The sequence below is a fragment of the Streptomyces sp. CA-179760 genome (assembly GCF_050937045.1).
Classification (GTDB): domain Bacteria; phylum Actinomycetota; class Actinomycetes; order Streptomycetales; family Streptomycetaceae; genus Streptomyces.
In genome coordinates this window covers 3,855,395-3,870,605 of sequence record NZ_JBNJLZ010000001.1, presented here as the reverse complement: position 1 = coordinate 3,870,605, position 15,211 = coordinate 3,855,395, and the positions used below count along the sequence as shown (strand labels likewise).

The following is a 15,211-nucleotide window of genomic DNA, read 5'->3' as shown; positions in this document are numbered from 1 at the left end:
ATGTCCGGCGACAGTGCCGCTTCGGCGCCCGGACGGTCCGGGGCCCGCCCGGGGCGGCCTGTCGGGCGGAAGAAGGCGGGTTCCCGCTGGGGACGGTTCCTGGAGAGCGGGCTGCTGCTTCAGGGCGGAGTTCAGGGCAGCCCGGTCATCCGTCTGTTCATGCGGTGGGTGCGCCGGCCGCTGCTGCCCGTCATGCGGCTGTGGCGGCGCAACATCCAGCTCAAGGTCGTCGTCACGACGCTGCTGATGTCGCTCGGTGTGGTGCTGCTGCTGGGCTTCGTCGTCATCGGGCAGGTGCGCAACGGCCTGCTGGACGCCAAGGTGAAGGCGTCCCAGAGCCAGGCCACCGGCGGGTTCGCGGTGGCCAAGCAGCGGGCCGACGAGGCGGCGAGCGGGACCGGCGACGATGTCGCCACGGCGGACGGCCGTCCCGCGCAGAACGTCATCCAGTGGATGAGTGATCTGGTGTCCTCGCTGTCCAGTGGCGGGCAGGGCGCCTTTGACGTGGTCACGCTTCCGGCTTCCGACGCCGACGGTGCGGGCGGGCGCGGTCCGCGTGCCTCCGGTGAGGTGGACTGGAGCAGGAGCGTGCCCGCGGCGCTGCGGGAGCGGATCGGCAGCAGTACGGCGGCCGCGCAGAGCTACAGCCGGGTCATCTACAACAACGACACCAAGGACTCGCAGCCCGCCCTGGTCATCGGCAAGCAGGTCAACGACCCGAACGGCGATCCGTACCAGCTCTACTACCTCTTCCCGCTCACTCAGGAGGAGAAGTCGCTGAGCCTGGTCAAGGGGACTCTGGCGACGGCCGGGCTGTTCGTCGTCGTGCTGCTCGGGGCCATCGCCTGGCTGGTGGTGCGCCAGGTCGTGACGCCGGTGCGGATGGCGGCGGGGATCGCCGAGCGGTTGTCGGCCGGGCGGCTTCAGGAACGTATGAAGGTCACCGGCGAGGACGACATCGCACGGCTCGGCGAGGCCTTCAACAAGATGGCGCAGAACCTTCAGCTGAAGATCAGCCAGCTGGAGGACCTGTCGCGCATGCAGCGCCGGTTCGTGTCGGACGTGTCGCACGAGCTGCGTACGCCGCTGACGACCGTACGGATGGCGGCGGACGTCATCCATGAGGCGCGCGAGGACTTCGATCCGATCACCGCGCGGTCGGCTGAGCTGCTCGCCGACCAGCTGGACCGGTTCGAGTCGCTGCTCGCGGACCTGCTGGAGATCAGCCGTTTCGACGCGGGTGCCGCGGCGCTGGAGGCGGAGCCGATAGACCTCAGGGAGGTCGTGCGGCGGGTGGTCAGCGGGGCCGAGCCGCTCGCGGAGCGCAAGGGCACGCAGATCCGGGTCTCCGGCGACCAGCAGTCCGTCGTCGCCGAGGCCGATGCCCGGCGTGTGGAGCGCGTGCTGCGTAACCTCGTCGTGAACGCCGTCGAGCACGGTGAGGGCAGGGACGTCGTCGTCAAACTCGCCGCGGCCGGCGGAGCGGTCGCCGTCGCGGTGCGGGACTACGGGGTCGGGCTGAAGCCGGGCGAGGCGACCCGGGTGTTCAGCCGCTTCTGGCGGGCCGACCCGGCACGCGCGCGTACCACGGGTGGTACGGGACTGGGGCTGTCCATCGCCCTGGAGGACGCGCGGCTGCACGGCGGCTGGCTGCAGGCGTGGGGTGAGCCGGGCGGCGGCTCGCAGTTCCGGCTGACGCTGCCCAGGACCGCGGACGAGCCGCTGCGAGGATCGCCGATACCGCTGGAGCCCAAGGACTCACGGCGCAACCGGGGGCTCGACGACGCGGGTCTGCCGTGCGGCGGCGGGGACGGCGAGAAGCGGGCGACCGTGCCGGCGCAGCCGGCGGGCGGTCCGGTGCCGCCGGGTCCGGCGCGTAACCCGATACCGCCGCGGGCGGCCGCCGTGGCCCCCACGGCCGATCCGACGGCGCTGCCGGGCAACGGCGCGCGCGTGGTGCCGCGGCCCGCCTCGGGCACGCGGCGGCAGGACGGCCCGGGGGCAGGGGAGCAGTCGGCCCGCGGTGAGGGCCCGGCGGGCACGGTCGGTACCGGCGGTGTGAGTGGTTCGGCGGGGTCGGCTCGTGACGAGGGCGCGGGTGAAACGGCCGGAACGGCTCGTGACGGGGGTGCGGGTGCGGGCGATTCGGCCGGAACGACTCATGACGGGGCCGGCAGTGGCCCTGCGGGGACGTCCCGGGAACCGGTCGTGGGACGGCCGCGGGACAAGGACAACGGCTCCGCGGACTCGGGCAGGGAACCCGAGCCGGGAGACGCGGACAGGCAAGGGGAGGCATCTCGTGGCCGCTGACCGCGAGGGGCGCGGTCGGCGTACGCCCGCGCGCGTGATGGCGTACGCCGCCGGTGGCGTGCTGGTGCTGGCGGGGTGCGCCTCGATGCCGGACAGCGGGGATCTGCGGGGAGTGGAGTCCACACCGCGCCAGGACTCCCAGGTGCGGGTGTTCGCCGTGCCGCCGGGGAGGACGCGCCGCCCTCGGAGATCGTGCAGGGCTTCCTGGAGGCGCTCACCAGCGACGATCCGCACTACAAGACCGCGCGTCAGTACCTGACCGGTGAGGCCGCGAAGACCTGGCGGCCGGAGCTGTCCACCACGGTGCTCACGGACGGGCCGGGCGCCAAGGCCGAGGGCGCGGGCGGCCGGGAGGACACCGGCGAGATCTCGTACACGCTGACCGGCACCAAGGTGGCCACCGTGGACGCGCAGCAGTCGTACGCGCCCGCGACCGGGGCCTACGGCAGGACCGTGCACCTGACGCAGGACAAGAAGAGCGGGCAGTGGCGGATCGATGTGCTGCCGCAGGGCGTCCTCATGGGCCAGTCGGACTTCCAGCGCAACTACATGTCCGTCAACAAGTACTACTTCGCCTCGAACACCATGGCGGCCGGGGCGAACACGCAGCCCACGGCGGTCGCCGACCCTGTCTACGTCCGCCGCCGCGTGGACCCCATGACGCAGATGGTGCGCTCCCTGCTCAACGGGCCCACGCGGTGGCTCGGGCCCGTGGTCAGGTCGAGCGTCCCCACCGGTACGGCTCTGGCGAAGGACACCGGAGCGCTGACGCCCGACGAGCGGAACAAGCTGACGGTCCCGCTCAACGACAAGGCCGCCGGCATGGGCACCAACAGGTGCCAGGAGATCGCGGCCCAGATGCTCTTCACACTGCGCAACCTCAGCCCCGCGGTGGACGAGGTCGAGCTGCGGGCCGGCGGGGCCGAGCTGTGCTCGCTCACGCAGGAAGCAGCCGACGCGGCGGCCTTCCGGCCCTCGGCCCGCCACCCCGACTACCTGTACTTCGTCGACGCCAAGGACCGGCTCGTACGGATGCCGGCGGGCAGCAGCGACACCGAGCCGGACACGGCGCCGGGGGCGCTGGGCGAGGGCGACACGGCGCTGCGGTCGGTGGCTGTGTCGCGTGACGAGCACACCGCCGCCGGTGTCGGGCTCGACGGCAGGTCGCTGTACGTGGGGTCGCTGGTCTCGGGCGGTTCGCTGGGCGAGCCGGTGCTGCGCAGCCAGGGCCGGACCGAGGAGGACCGGCTGACGACACCCAGCTGGGACGCCGACGACGGCCTGTGGGTGGCCGACCGTGACCCGGACAATCCCCGGCTGATACTGCTCGCGGAGGGCAAGGGCGATCCGCTGGAGGTGCGCACGCCGCACCTGGACGGGCGGATCCAGTCCGTGCGGGTGGCCGCCGACGGGGTGCGGATCGCGCTCGTCGTGGAGAAGGGCGGCAAGAAGACCCTGCTCATCGGGCTGATCGAGCGGGAGGACAAGCCGGGCGAGAAGCCGGCCGTCAGGGTGGTCGAACTTCGCTCCGCGACGCCGGAGTTGGAGGAGGTCACGGCCATGTCGTGGGCCGGGGACAGCCGGCTCGTGGTGGTCGGGCGCGAGCACGGGGGCGTGGAGCAGATGCGATACGTCCAGGTCGACGGCTCCACGCCGGACGTGCCGGCGCCCGCGGCCCTGACCGGCGTCAAGGAGGTCACCGCCTCCGAGGACGACCGGCTGCCGCTGGTGGCGTACTCGGTGGACGGGATCGTCCGGCTGCCGTCGGGCGCGCAGTGGCAGAAGGTGACGGAGGGGACGGCGCCGGTCTATCCGGGGTGAGCGCCGCTTTATGGCGCCGGTTTGTTCATCGCGCCGGTTTGTCCGCCGTGAAACGTCCCGGTGGTGGGATGCGGTGGGTCCTGGCGGGCGCCGGTGGAAGCCGGCCGTCGGCTCGGGGCGACGCGTTGTCCACAGGGAGTTATCCACAGGGGTGGCCGAGGACCCTCGCTGTTGGCACAGTGGTGGTCATGCGGGGGTGGTGGCAGGACCTCACCGACCTGGTGCTGCCGGGTGAGTGCGGGGGCTGCGGGGCGCCTCGTACGGTGCTGTGCGCGAAGTGCCGTGCGGTGCTGGGCGGAGCCGTGGCGCATCGGGTGCGGCCGGTGCCGGAGCCATCGGGGCTGCCGGTGGTGCACGCGGCGGCACGGTACGCGGACGAGGTCCGGGCGACGCTGCTGGCCCACAAGGAACGGGGTGCTCTGGCGCTCGCCGGTCCGCTCGGGACCGCTCTGGCGGGAGCGGTACGGGCGGGGCTCGCGGGAGCTCGGAGTGGGCCGTGGGCCGGTGCCGGAGGGGCGCGGTCGCGGGGCCGCGGGGCGCCCGTGCTGCTCGTGCCGATTCCGTCCGGGCGGCGGGCCGTGCGGGCCCGGGGGCATGATCCGGCGCGGCGGATCGCGCTCGCGGCGGCGGGCGAGCTGCGGCGGAGCGGGGTGCCGGCCAGGGCGCTCGGCGTGCTGCGGCAGCGGCGGGCCGTGGCCGACCAGTCGGGGCTCAACTCCCGGCAGCGGCTGGACAATCTCGCGGGCGCGCTGACGCTGGTGCCCGGTGGGGCCCGGCTGCTTTCCGAGGGTCTGGTCGTCCTCGTCGACGATGTGATGACCACGGGGGCGTCCCTGACGGAAGCCGCGCGTGCCGTGCGGTCGGCGGCGGGGCTGGTTTCGAACGCTGCGGGTACTGGGGCCGTGTACAGGGGAGAGACGTGGGAAAGCAGAGAAGAACAGAACGTCGGATCAACGCGAGAGAGGACGGGCCGATGGCCCGCCCGGCAGGGAATCACGGGCGCGGGCGGCGCCGGCGGAGTCGTTGACGTGGTGTGCGCGGCTGTGGTCGCGGCATCGCCGGACTCTTTCGAAATAAACCGGAACTGACTGAGAACTTGCGTCGTTGCAGGTAGCGAGAGGGCCTATTCACCTGAACGGAGGTACGCCGCAGTAGAGGGTGACGACATCCGTCCGGGCGAGATATGTTCGGTTGAGAGGGAAAGCCGCAGGCCACACCTCTCAAAACCGAATGCCGTGCAGCGGGTTTTTCTTCATCACTCGCGACGGTGGAGTGGAGGTCTCGCTCACGGGGGAGGAGGTGGAAGTCACCGAGTGTCCGAGGTTCCGGGCCTCACCGGAACCTGGTGCAAAAGGGAGATGCTCCGCACCGAAGCGGAGTGATCCGGGAACGGAGTTCTGCGTGGACATCGTCGTCAAGGGCCGCAAGACCGAGGTGCCCGAGCGGTTCCGGAAGCACGTGGCCGAGAAGCTGAAGCTGGAGAAGATCCAGAAGCTCGATGGCAAGGTGATCAGCCTCGACGTCGAGGTGTCCAAGGAGCCCAACCCCCGGCAGGCCGACCGCTGTGACCGAGTGGAGATCACGCTCCGCTCCCGCGGTCCGGTGATCCGGGCGGAGGCAGCGGCGAGCGATCCGTACGCGGCGCTCGACCTGGCGGCGGAGAAGCTGGAAGCCCGGCTGCGCAGGCAACACGACAAGCGGTTCTCGCGCCGTGGCTCGCGCCGGATCCCGGCCGCCGAGGTCGCCGATCACGTCCCGGGCGTGGCGACGCTCAACGGCAACGGCCTGGTGCCGACTCCGGAGGAAGAGCCGGAGGCCGTGCCCACGAAGAAGATCGGCTCGCTGGAGGTACAGGGCGACGGCCCCATCGTCGTCCGCGAGAAGACCCACGTCGCAGCGCCCATGACCCTTGACCAGGCTCTCTACGAGATGGAGCTGGTCGGGCACGACTTCTACCTGTTCGTCGACTCCGAGACCAAGGAACCGAGTGTCGTCTACCGGCGGCACGCATACGACTACGGCGTGATCCACCTCAGCACGGACACGATGGTCACCCAGGTGCACGCCCCCGACGCGGGCGGTGCGCTCGGAGGCTGACCGGGTCGCGGGACCAGCCGGGTGACAGTGGAGCAGGTGCCCCTGGAGCGCGTGTGCGCCCCCAGGGGCACCCCTGTGCGACCGCTGCGCGCCCTGCTCGGTCGCCCCGGTGCCGTCCGGGCATGAAATCATGGTGGCAGCGACCCAACCGGTGGGTCGTTGCTCTGGGTTGGCGATGGCTCAGGACCTCAGGCCACAGCCTTCAGGGGGAGGAACGATGGCGGACAGCTTCGGACCGATGCGTGACGAGGGTGCCGACGACGGCGTCGTCGGCATGGGCCCGGCCACGGACTCTCCACGCAAGGAACCGATCAGAGTCCTTGTGGTGGACGACCACGCACTGTTCCGCCGTGGCCTGGAGATCGTGCTCGCGGCCGAGGAGGACATCCAGGTCATCGGGGAGGCCGGCGACGGCGCCGAGGCCGTGGAGAAGGCCGCCGACCTGCTGCCCGACATCGTTCTGATGGACGTGCGGATGCCCAAGCGGGGCGGGATCGAGGCGTGCACCTCCATCAAGGAAGTCGCACCCAGCGCCAAGATCATCATGCTGACGATCAGCGATGAGGAAGCCGATCTCTACGACGCCATCAAGGCGGGTGCGACCGGCTATCTCCTCAAGGAGATCTCGACGGACGAGGTGGCCACCGCCATTCGCGCGGTGGCCGACGGGCAGTCGCAGATCAGCCCGTCCATGGCGTCGAAGCTGCTCACCGAGTTCAAGTCGATGATCCAGCGCACGGACGAACGCCGGCTGGTGCCCGCGCCGCGGCTGACGGACCGGGAACTCGAAGTCCTCAAACTCGTCGCGACGGGGATGAACAACCGTGACATCGCCAAGGAGTTGTTCATCTCCGAGAACACCGTGAAGAACCATGTGCGCAACATCCTGGAGAAGCTGCAGCTGCACTCCAGGATGGAGGCGGTGGTGTACGCGATGCGGGAAAAGATTCTCGAGATTCGGTGAAGTGGTGAAGCGGTGAATCAGTGATCCGGTAGTGCTCAGCCGAGGATGCGGGCGATCTCCTTCGTGAGGGGCTCGCGCAGGGCCGGTGTGTCGACCCGCTCCACGCGCACGTCGGCGCAGCCCACCCAGGTCGCGGCCTCGGCCAGGGCCTGGGCGACGCCCGGGACCGCCTTCGGGCCGTCGAGCGTGACCTGCCTGGCCACCAGCGTGCCGCCCTCGCGGGCCGGGTCCACGCGGCCGACGAGCCGGCCGCCGGCCAGGACCGGCATCGCGAAGTAGCCGTGCACCCGCTTCTGCTTGGGGACGTAGGCCTCCAGGCGGTGGGTGAAGCCGAAGATCCGCTCCGTGCGCGCCCGCTCCCAGATCAGGGAGTCGAAGGGCGACAGAAGGGTGGTGCGGTGGCGGCCGCGCGGAGGTGTCTCCAGGGCCGCGGGGTCGGCCCAGGCCGGCTTGGACCAGCCCTCGACCGTGACCGGGACCAGGCCCGAGTCGGCGATCACCGCGTCGACCTGTTCGCCCTTGAGGCGGTGGTAGTCGGCGATGTCCGCGCGGGTGCCCACGCCGAGGGACTGGCCCGCCAGGCGGACCAGGCGGCGCAGGCACTCGGTGTCATCGAGTTCGTCGTGCAGCAGGGGCTGCGGGATGGCGCGCTCGGCGAGGTCGTAGAGGCGCTTCCAGCCGCGGCGCTCGACGCAGACGACCTCGCCGTACATCAGGGCGCGTTCGACGGCGACCTTCGTGCCGGACCAGTCCCACCAGTCGTTCGTCTTCTTCGCGCCGCCCAACTCCGTCGCGGTGAGGGGGCCTTCGGAGCGGAGCTGCTTGATGACCTGGTCGTAGACGCCGTCCGGGAGGTCGTGGTTCCAGTGCGGGCGGTTGCGGTAGGCGCGGCGGCGGAAGGCGAAGTGGGGCCACTCCTCGATGGGGAGGATGCAGGCCGCGTGGGACCAGTACTCGAAGGCGTGCGTGTCCTTCCAGTAGGCGTTCTCGACGTTCTTTCGGCCTACCGCGCCCAGGCGGGCGTACGGGACGAGCTCGTGGGAGCGGGCCAGGACGGAGATGGTGTCGAGCTGTATCGCGCCCAGGTGGCGGAGGATGCCGCGGACGCCGGAGCGGCGGTCTGGGGCGCCGAGGAAGCCTTGGGCGCGGAGCGCCAAGCGGCGGGCCTCGTCTGCGGATAGCTGCGCGGTGGGGGGCGGGGTGGTCATGGCCCGCACGATAGGGGGTGGGACTGACAGTGGTGGGTGAGCTGGGGGTTGTGAGCTGCTGGCGGATGACAGCACATGACGCCAGCAGCTCAGCAGCTCAGCAGCTCAGCAGCTAAGCCGGCGCCGGTAGGTACGGCGCCGTTGAGGGGAGGCCCAGGTCTGAGGGGAGGAGGGAGCCCACCCAGGAGTCTCGGCGGACTCCTTTGTTGTTGACGGCGGCGCGCAGGGTGCCCTCGATGGTGAAGCCGGAGCGTTCCGCCACGGCGCGGGAGGCGTGGTTGCCGACCTCGGCGCGCCATTCGACGCGGTCGAGCGCGGCATGGACGAAGGCCCAGCGGCAGGCGGTGAGGACGGCCTCCGTGATGTAGCCGTTGGAGCGGTGCACCTTCGTGGCCCAAAAGCCGATCTCGCCGACGCCCAGGGCGCGCATGGTGATGCCGAGCATGCCCGCGAGTTCTCCGGAGTGGAGGAAGGCGCCGAGAGTGAACATGGAGCCGTCCGCCCAGCCGTCCGGGACCATCTGCTCCGTGAAGCCCTGGGCGTGCTCGCGGAGGTAGGGCGAGGGGATCGTGGTCCAGCGCCGGATGTCCGGGTCCTGGCAGGCGTCGTACACCGCGTCGGTGTCATGGGGGCCGACCGTGCGCAGCAGGAGGCGGTCCGTGGTGAGGGTGACGGGGTCCATCGGCCGATCCTCTCGGAGGTCGTCGAAGGTGTCATCCGTTTGCGGTGGGTGAGCGCCATATCACGCTTCGCTTAATTCGGTCGGGGGATGCGGCACTATCCGCGGCGCCCGGACGTTGTCCCCTATGAAGCAGCCGTGAATCAGAATTGAAGCAGCGGACGGTCGCCGTCACGGCAGGCACTCCCGGCGCGGTGGGGTCCTCGCATACGATGGCCGTTGCTCAGTAAGTCAAGTGGTAAGCGACCGTCCCAGGCCCGACCGGCAAGGAGACCAACCCCCGTGTCCGTCCTCTCGAAGATCATGCGTGCAGGCGAAGGCAAGATCCTGCGCAAGCTGCACCGCATCGCGGACCAGGTCAACTCCATCGAAGAGGACTTCGTCGACCTCTCCGACGCCGAGCTGCGCGCCCTCACCGATGAGTACAAGCAGCGCTACGCCGACGGCGAGACCCTGGACGACCTGCTGCCCGAGGCGTTCGCCACCGTCCGCGAAGCCGCCAAGCGTGTCCTCGGCCAGCGTCACTACGACGTGCAGATGATGGGCGGCGCCGCGCTGCACATGGGTTACGTGGCCGAGATGAAGACCGGTGAGGGCAAGACCCTCGTCGGCACGCTGCCGGCGTATCTGAACGCGCTGTCCGGCAAGGGCGTCCACATCATCACGGTCAACGACTACCTGGCCGAGCGCGACTCCGAGATGATGGGCCGTGTCCACCGGTTCCTGGGCCTCGAGGTCGGCTGCATCCTCGCCAACATGACGCCGGCTCAGCGCCGCGAGCAGTACGCCTGCGACATCACGTACGGCACGAACAACGAGTTCGGATTCGACTACCTGCGCGACAACATGGCGTGGTCCCAGGACGAGCTCGTCCAGCGCGGCCACAACTTCGCCATCGTCGACGAGGTCGACTCCATCCTCATCGACGAGGCCCGTACGCCGCTGATCATCTCCGGCCCGGCCGACCAGGCCACCAAGTGGTACGGGGACTTCGCCAAGCTGGTGAAGCGCCTCAAGCGCGGCGAGGCCGGCCAGCCGCTCAAGGGTCTCGAGGAGACCGGCGACTACGACGTCGACGAGAAGAAGCGCACGGTCGCCATCCACGAGTCCGGTGTCGCCAAGGTCGAGGACTGGCTGGGCATCGACAACCTCTACGAGTCGGTGAACACGCCGCTGGTGGGCTACCTGAACAACGGCATCAAGGCCAAGGAGCTCTTCAAGAAGGACAAGGACTACGTCATCATCGACGACGAGGTCATGATCGTCGACGAGCACACTGGACGTATCCTCGCGGGCCGCCGCTACAACGAGGGCATGCACCAGGCGATCGAGGCGAAGGAAGGGGTGCCGATCAAGGACGAGAACCAGACGCTCGCCACGATCACCCTCCAGAACTTCTTCCGTCTCTACAAGCGCCACGACCACAACGAGAAGGAACAGCCCGGCCTGTGCGGCATGACCGGTACGGCCATGACCGAGGCCGCCGAGTTCCACCAGATCTACAAGCTCGGCGTGGTGCCCATCCCGACGAACCGGCCGATGGTCCGCAAGGACCAGTCGGACCTGATCTACCGGACCGAGGTCGCCAAGTTCGAGGCGGTCGTCGACGACATCGAGGAGAAGCACCGCAAGGGGCAGCCGATCCTCGTCGGCACCACCTCGGTCGAGAAGTCCGAGTACCTCTCGCAGCAGCTCAGCAAGCGCGGCATCCAGCACGAGGTGCTGAACGCCAAGCAGCACGACCGTGAGGCGACGATCGTCGCCCAGGCCGGACGCAAGGGCTCCGTCACGGTGGCCACGAACATGGCCGGCCGTGGTACGGACATCAAGCTCGGCGGCAACCCCGAGGACCTCGCCGAGGCGGAGCTGCGCCAGCGCGGTCTCGACCCCGAGGAGCACATCGAGGAGTGGGCGCACGCCCTGCCCGAGGCGCTCAAGCGGGCCGAGAAGGCCGTCCAGGCCGAGAAGGACGAGGTCGAGAGGCTCGGCGGGCTCTACGTGCTGGGCACCGAGCGCCACGAGTCGCGGCGGATCGACAACCAGCTGCGCGGTCGTTCCGGCCGTCAGGGCGACCCGGGCGAGTCCCGCTTCTACCTCTCGCTCGGCGACGACCTGATGCGGCTGTTCAAGGCCCAGATGGTCGAGCGCGTGATGTCGATGGCGAACGTCCCCGACGACGTGCCGATCGAGAACAAGATGGTCACGCGCGCGATCGCCTCCGCCCAGTCGCAGGTCGAGCAGCAGAACTTCGAGACCCGTAAGAACGTCCTCAAGTACGACGAGGTCCTCAACCGCCAGCGTGAGGTCATCTACGGCGAGCGGCGCCGCGTCCTGGAGGGCGAGGACCTGCACGAGCAGGTGCAGCACTTCATGGACGACACCATCGACGCCTACGTCCAGGCGGAGACGGCCGAGGGCTTCCCGGAGGACTGGGACCTCGACCGGCTGTGGGGTGCGTTCAAGCAGCTGTACCCGTCCAAGATCACGATCGAGGAGCTGGAGGAGGCCGCCGGTGACCGGGCGGGCCTGACCGCCGAGTTCATCGGCGACTCCATCAAGGACGACATCCACGAGCAGTACGAGGGGCGTGAGGCGCAGCTCGGCTCCGAGATCATGCGTGAGCTGGAGCGCCGGGTCGTGCTGTCGGTCCTGGACCGCAAGTGGCGCGAGCACCTCTACGAGATGGACTACCTCCAGGAGGGCATCGGCCTGCGCGCGATGGCGCAGAAGGACCCGCTGGTCGAGTACCAGCGCGAGGGCTTCGACATGTTCACCGCGATGATGGAGGGCATCAAGGAGGAGTCCGTCGGCTACCTGTTCAACCTGGAGGTCCAGGTCGAGCAGCAGGTCGAGGAGGTCCCGGTCGAGGACACCAAGCCGGTGGCCGACCTGGAGAAGCAGGACGCGGTGCCGGCGCAGGCGGGCTCGCGGCCGGAGATCCGCGCCAAGGGCCTCGACGTCCCGCAGCGGCGCAACCTCCACTTCTCCGCGCCGACGGTCGACGGTGAGGGCGGCACCATCGAGGGCGACTTCACCGAGGACGGCGAGCCGGTGCGTTCCGAGTCCGACGGCCTCACGCGCGCCGAGCGCCGGAAGCAGGCGAAGGGCCGGGGGCGCCGTAAGAAGTGACGCCGGCTGCGGCACCGTAGCGGCTTGAAGGGCCGGGCACCCGAGGGGGTGTCCGGCCCTTCGGCTTGCCTGTGGCTGTTCGTTGCTCGGCTGGGCCCTCAGGCCTTCAGCCCCTCAGCAGGCCTCTGGGCGGGGTGGGCGGGGGCCGCCCAGTTCCACCGCCGTGCAGCGCCAGCGGAGGTCCTGGCCGAGTTCCAGGCGGAAGGCCATGGCGCGGAGCCGGTCGCCGGTGCCGATGCGGGCGAAGGCCTCGATGGCGCCGGCGCGGGGCTCGTACCAGCCGATGTCCCGGACGACGGGGCGGGCGCCGCGGGTGCGCAGGGGGCCGCGTTCGGCGAGCCAGGCCAGTTCGTCGTAGGCGCGGCCCCGGGTGTGGCGGAGCATCGAGTGGACGGGGCGGTGGCCGCTGAGGACGGCGAGCAGGAGGTCGGCGAAGAGGTCGGTGGGGAGGAGCGGCTGGGGGAGCGGGTGGTGCGGGACCGGTCGGCGGGGGCTTTGGGCCGGGACGCGGGGCGTGGTGTCTGTACCTGTGGGGCTGCCGGGTGTCGGACGGGGTGCCGCGCGGGTGCCGGGCGCCGGCCGGGGCGCTGTGCGAGTGCGGGAGGGGGTCGGTGGGCGGGTGTCCGCGGGGCGGGTGCGGGCGGTCCTGGTGCGGCCGGAGGCCGGGGACGGTCCCCGGCGGCCGTGGTGCGGGCGGGGCCTCCGCCGGGGGTGCGCGGAGGGGCTGCGCCGGCGGGAGTGCGTGAGGTGGTGTTGCTGAGGGTGCGTGGGGTGGTGCCCCTGGGAGTGTGTGAGGCGGTGTGGCCGGGAGGGGGTGGCGAGGTGCTGCCGGGGGTGCGCGGGGCGGCTTGGCCAGAGGTGCGTGGGGTGGTGCCCCTGGGAGTGCGCGGGTCAGGGGCGCTGGGAGTGCGTGGTGCGGTGCCGTCAGGGGTGCGGGAGGTGGGTCCGCCGGGGCGGCCGGGGCGGGGTGGGCTGGGGGGTGGTTCGTCGGGCGGTGTTGTGCCCTGGTCATGACCTTGTTCATGAGGGTCCCCGTTTCGTGGGCCGATGGATACCGGTGAGTAACTTCGGGTTGGTGATCTTGTACGCGGCGGGCGGGGGCATGAGCAAGGGAGTGGGCCTCGGGTCGCGGGTGCCGGAATGTTCACCTATCCGGGTGATCTGAGGGCTGTGGAGCCAGTCGGTACCGGACGGTGCCGGGTGAATTCCGGGCCCGGAGTGGACGTCTACGGCGTCACGGGCCGGAACTCGAAAGGGGACCCCCGCACGTATCCTGGAGGCCCTCCGGGGCCTTCTGAGCCCTCCGGCCATGAAACCGACCACGAAAGCGGCCAGCCATGCGTGTCTACGTGCCCCTGACCCTCCCCGGCCTCGCCGAGGCGCACAAAACGGGTGAGCTGGGAGCCGGGCCGTTCGTGGCGTACGCCGTGACGCCCGCGCTGCGGGAGTGGTACGTCTCCGACGACATCGAGGAACTGGAGTACGCGGCGCTGAACCGGGCCGCGCTGGCCTCCCTGCGGCTGCTGGCGATCGAGCCGGGCGTGCCGCGGCGCCGGGTCGTGGTGGCCGTGGACGTGCCCGACCGGGTCGCGAGTGTCGATCCCGACCGGGGGCTCGATCAGGCGGCGCTCGGGGAGGTACGGGTTTCGGGTGCCGTGGCGCTGGCCAGGGCGGCGGCCGTGCATGTCGACGCGGATGACGCGGAGGCCGATGTGACGGCGGCTGCCGCGGCGCTGGGGGCGGCGGACGCCGGGGACGACGACGCGCAGTTCGTCGTGGACGGAGCCGAGGACCACGAACTGCTGTGGTTCGCCACGCAGGAGATCCCGAATCTGGTGGGGCAGGGAGACTGAGCGGCCCGGGCGCCCGGGCGCCCGGGCGCCCGGGGGCGCGTTGAGGCGCCGGTCTCTTGATTGTCAGTGGGGGCGGGTACGTTTTCGGGCATGGGGATGAAGACGGACGCGCACATCGTCTGGGACTGGAACGGGACGCTGTTCCATGACATCGACGCGATCATCGGGGCGACGAACGCGGCCTTCGCCGAGCTGGGGCTGGAGCCGCTGACGCTGGAGAAGTACCGAGAGTTGTACTGCGTGCCGGTGCCGAAGTTCTACGAGCGGCTGATGGGGCGGCTGCCGACCGAGGCCGAGTGGGAGGCCATGGATGAGATCTTCCATCGGTACTACGCCGAGCACCGGGTGGCGTGCGGGCTGACGGCGGGGGCCGTGGAGCTGCTGTCGGAGTGGCGGTCGGCGGGGCGCAGCCAGTCGATTCTGAGCATGTATGTGCACGATGAGCTCGTGCCGTTGGTGCGAGGGTTCGGGATCGAGCCGCACTTCATACGGGTGGACGGGCGGACCGGGCCGTCGGGTGGCAGCAAGGCCGAGCACATGGTGCGGCATCTCGCGTCGCTGACGGGGGTGGAGGCGGGGCGGACCGTGGTGATCGGGGACGCGGCGGATGACGCGGTGGCCGCGCTGCATGTGGGGGCTCGGGCTGTGCTGTACACCGGGGGGTCGCACAGCCGGGTGAGTCTGGAGGCGGTGGGTGTGCCTGTGGTGGATACGTTGGAAGAGGCTGTCGCGGAGGCTGAGCGGCTCGCGGCGGCCTGACCGGAACTGGGCGGGGTTCGGGGTGCCCGGGGCGTTGGTGCCGGTGCCGGGTGGGCCAGCAGCCCGGCGGAGCGGGGTGCCGCTGCGCCCACCCGTGCCGCCCTTAGCGGCACGACTGCCCGCAGCTAAATGTGCAGAACGTCAAACTTCCAGGCCTGGTTTTGTACACATACGGCTCATGACGGGGGCCCTGTGAGGAGCGATAGCCTTGGTGGCGTGATCAGCGCGATAGTTCGCGGGGACGTCGTCGTCCCTGCCCTGCGCCCGGAGAGCACGGACCACATCCGTGACCGGGCGGCGGTCGCTGGTCTTCGCGGGCGGTACGGGGCATCGATGACTCCCGGGACGCCGAGCGCCACCGGGACCGAGGCGTCGCAGAGAGCAGCGTCAC

The 15,211-nt window shown here is 70.6% G+C and carries 10 protein-coding genes and 1 pseudogene; 8 read left to right on the top strand and 3 right to left on the bottom strand.

Annotated elements, in window-relative coordinates; genetic code table 11:
• The 5 genes and pseudogenes from mtrB (at nucleotide 1) to ACQEV8_RS17170 (ending at nucleotide 7,192) form a co-directional block, all read left to right on the top strand.
• Nucleotides 1-2,310: an MtrAB system histidine kinase MtrB gene (gene mtrB / locus ACQEV8_RS17190; RefSeq protein WP_432961072.1), complete on the top strand. Its 2,310-nt coding sequence runs from the start codon at nucleotides 1-3 to the stop codon at nucleotides 2,308-2,310.
• Nucleotides 2,300-4,131: pseudogene (locus ACQEV8_RS17185) on the top strand (LpqB family beta-propeller domain-containing protein). Before mtrB ends, ACQEV8_RS17185 begins: the two are co-directional and overlap by 11 nt.
• A 188-nt stretch (nucleotides 4,132-4,319) precedes the next feature.
• On the top strand, nucleotides 4,320-5,219 hold the full coding sequence (locus ACQEV8_RS17180) for a ComF family protein (RefSeq protein WP_432961070.1): 900 nt from the start codon (nucleotides 4,320-4,322) through the stop codon (nucleotides 5,217-5,219).
• Between the two features lie 313 nt (nucleotides 5,220-5,532).
• Nucleotides 5,533-6,228: a ribosome hibernation-promoting factor, HPF/YfiA family gene (gene hpf, locus ACQEV8_RS17175; RefSeq protein WP_382584564.1), complete on the top strand. Its 696-nt coding sequence runs from the start codon at nucleotides 5,533-5,535 to the stop codon at nucleotides 6,226-6,228.
• 217 nt (nucleotides 6,229-6,445) lie between these two features.
• A complete protein-coding gene (locus tag ACQEV8_RS17170; protein WP_432961068.1) occupies nucleotides 6,446-7,192 on the top strand; it encodes a response regulator in 747 nt (248 codons plus the stop codon).
• 35 nt (nucleotides 7,193-7,227) lie between these two features.
• Here ACQEV8_RS17170 and ACQEV8_RS17165 read toward each other — a convergent pair whose 3' ends face one another.
• Nucleotides 7,228-8,400 carry a winged helix-turn-helix domain-containing protein gene (locus tag ACQEV8_RS17165; protein ID WP_432961066.1) on the bottom strand — a complete coding sequence of 391 codons (1,173 nt, stop codon included), beginning with the start codon at nucleotides 8,398-8,400 and terminating at the stop codon, nucleotides 7,228-7,230.
• A gap of 112 nt (nucleotides 8,401-8,512) precedes the next feature.
• On the bottom strand, nucleotides 8,513-9,082 hold the full coding sequence (locus tag ACQEV8_RS17160) for a GNAT family N-acetyltransferase (RefSeq protein WP_432961064.1): 570 nt from the start codon (nucleotides 9,080-9,082) through the stop codon (nucleotides 8,513-8,515).
• Nucleotides 9,083-9,361: 279 nt separating this feature from the next.
• Here ACQEV8_RS17160 and secA point away from each other — a divergent pair, with 279 nt between their 5' ends.
• Nucleotides 9,362-12,208, top strand: coding sequence for a preprotein translocase subunit SecA (gene secA / locus ACQEV8_RS17155; RefSeq protein ID WP_432961062.1), 2,847 nt, complete (start codon nucleotides 9,362-9,364; stop codon nucleotides 12,206-12,208).
• A gap of 114 nt (nucleotides 12,209-12,322) precedes the next feature.
• Here secA and ACQEV8_RS17150 read toward each other — a convergent pair whose 3' ends face one another.
• Nucleotides 12,323-12,592, bottom strand: coding sequence for an Rv3235 family protein (locus tag ACQEV8_RS17150; RefSeq protein WP_432961060.1), 270 nt, complete (start codon nucleotides 12,590-12,592; stop codon nucleotides 12,323-12,325).
• 953 nt (nucleotides 12,593-13,545) lie between these two features.
• On the opposite strand from ACQEV8_RS17150, the gene ACQEV8_RS17145 reads away from it, so the two are divergent.
• Together ACQEV8_RS17145 and ACQEV8_RS17140 are read left to right on the top strand one after the other, a co-directional pair.
• A complete protein-coding gene (locus tag ACQEV8_RS17145; protein WP_432961058.1) occupies nucleotides 13,546-14,061 on the top strand; it encodes a DUF6912 family protein in 516 nt (171 codons plus the stop codon).
• 90 nt (nucleotides 14,062-14,151) lie between these two features.
• Entirely contained in the window at nucleotides 14,152-14,820 is a 669-nt protein-coding gene (locus ACQEV8_RS17140) for an HAD family hydrolase (protein WP_432961056.1), read from the top strand.
• Nucleotides 14,821-15,211 lie beyond the last annotated feature (391 nt).

Bases quoted from the DNA above. Each gene is read 5' to 3' on its own strand.
- mtrB (WP_432961072.1), top strand. From the start codon at position 1: ATGTCCGGCGACAGTGCCGCTTCGGCGCCCGGACGGTCCGGGGCCCGC.
- ACQEV8_RS17180 (WP_432961070.1), top strand. From the start codon at position 4,320: ATGCGGGGGTGGTGGCAGGACCTCACCGACCTGGTGCTGCCGGGTGAG.
- ACQEV8_RS17170 (WP_432961068.1), top strand. From the start codon at position 6,446: ATGGCGGACAGCTTCGGACCGATGCGTGACGAGGGTGCCGACGACGGC.
- ACQEV8_RS17165 (WP_432961066.1), bottom strand. From the start codon at position 8,400: ATGACCACCCCGCCCCCCACCGCGCAGCTATCCGCAGACGAGGCCCGC.
- ACQEV8_RS17160 (WP_432961064.1), bottom strand. From the start codon at position 9,082: ATGGACCCCGTCACCCTCACCACGGACCGCCTCCTGCTGCGCACGGTC.
- ACQEV8_RS17150 (WP_432961060.1), bottom strand. From the start codon at position 12,592: ATGCTCCGCCACACCCGGGGCCGCGCCTACGACGAACTGGCCTGGCTC.
- ACQEV8_RS17145 (WP_432961058.1), top strand. From the start codon at position 13,546: ATGCGTGTCTACGTGCCCCTGACCCTCCCCGGCCTCGCCGAGGCGCAC.
- ACQEV8_RS17140 (WP_432961056.1), top strand. From the start codon at position 14,152: ATGGGGATGAAGACGGACGCGCACATCGTCTGGGACTGGAACGGGACG.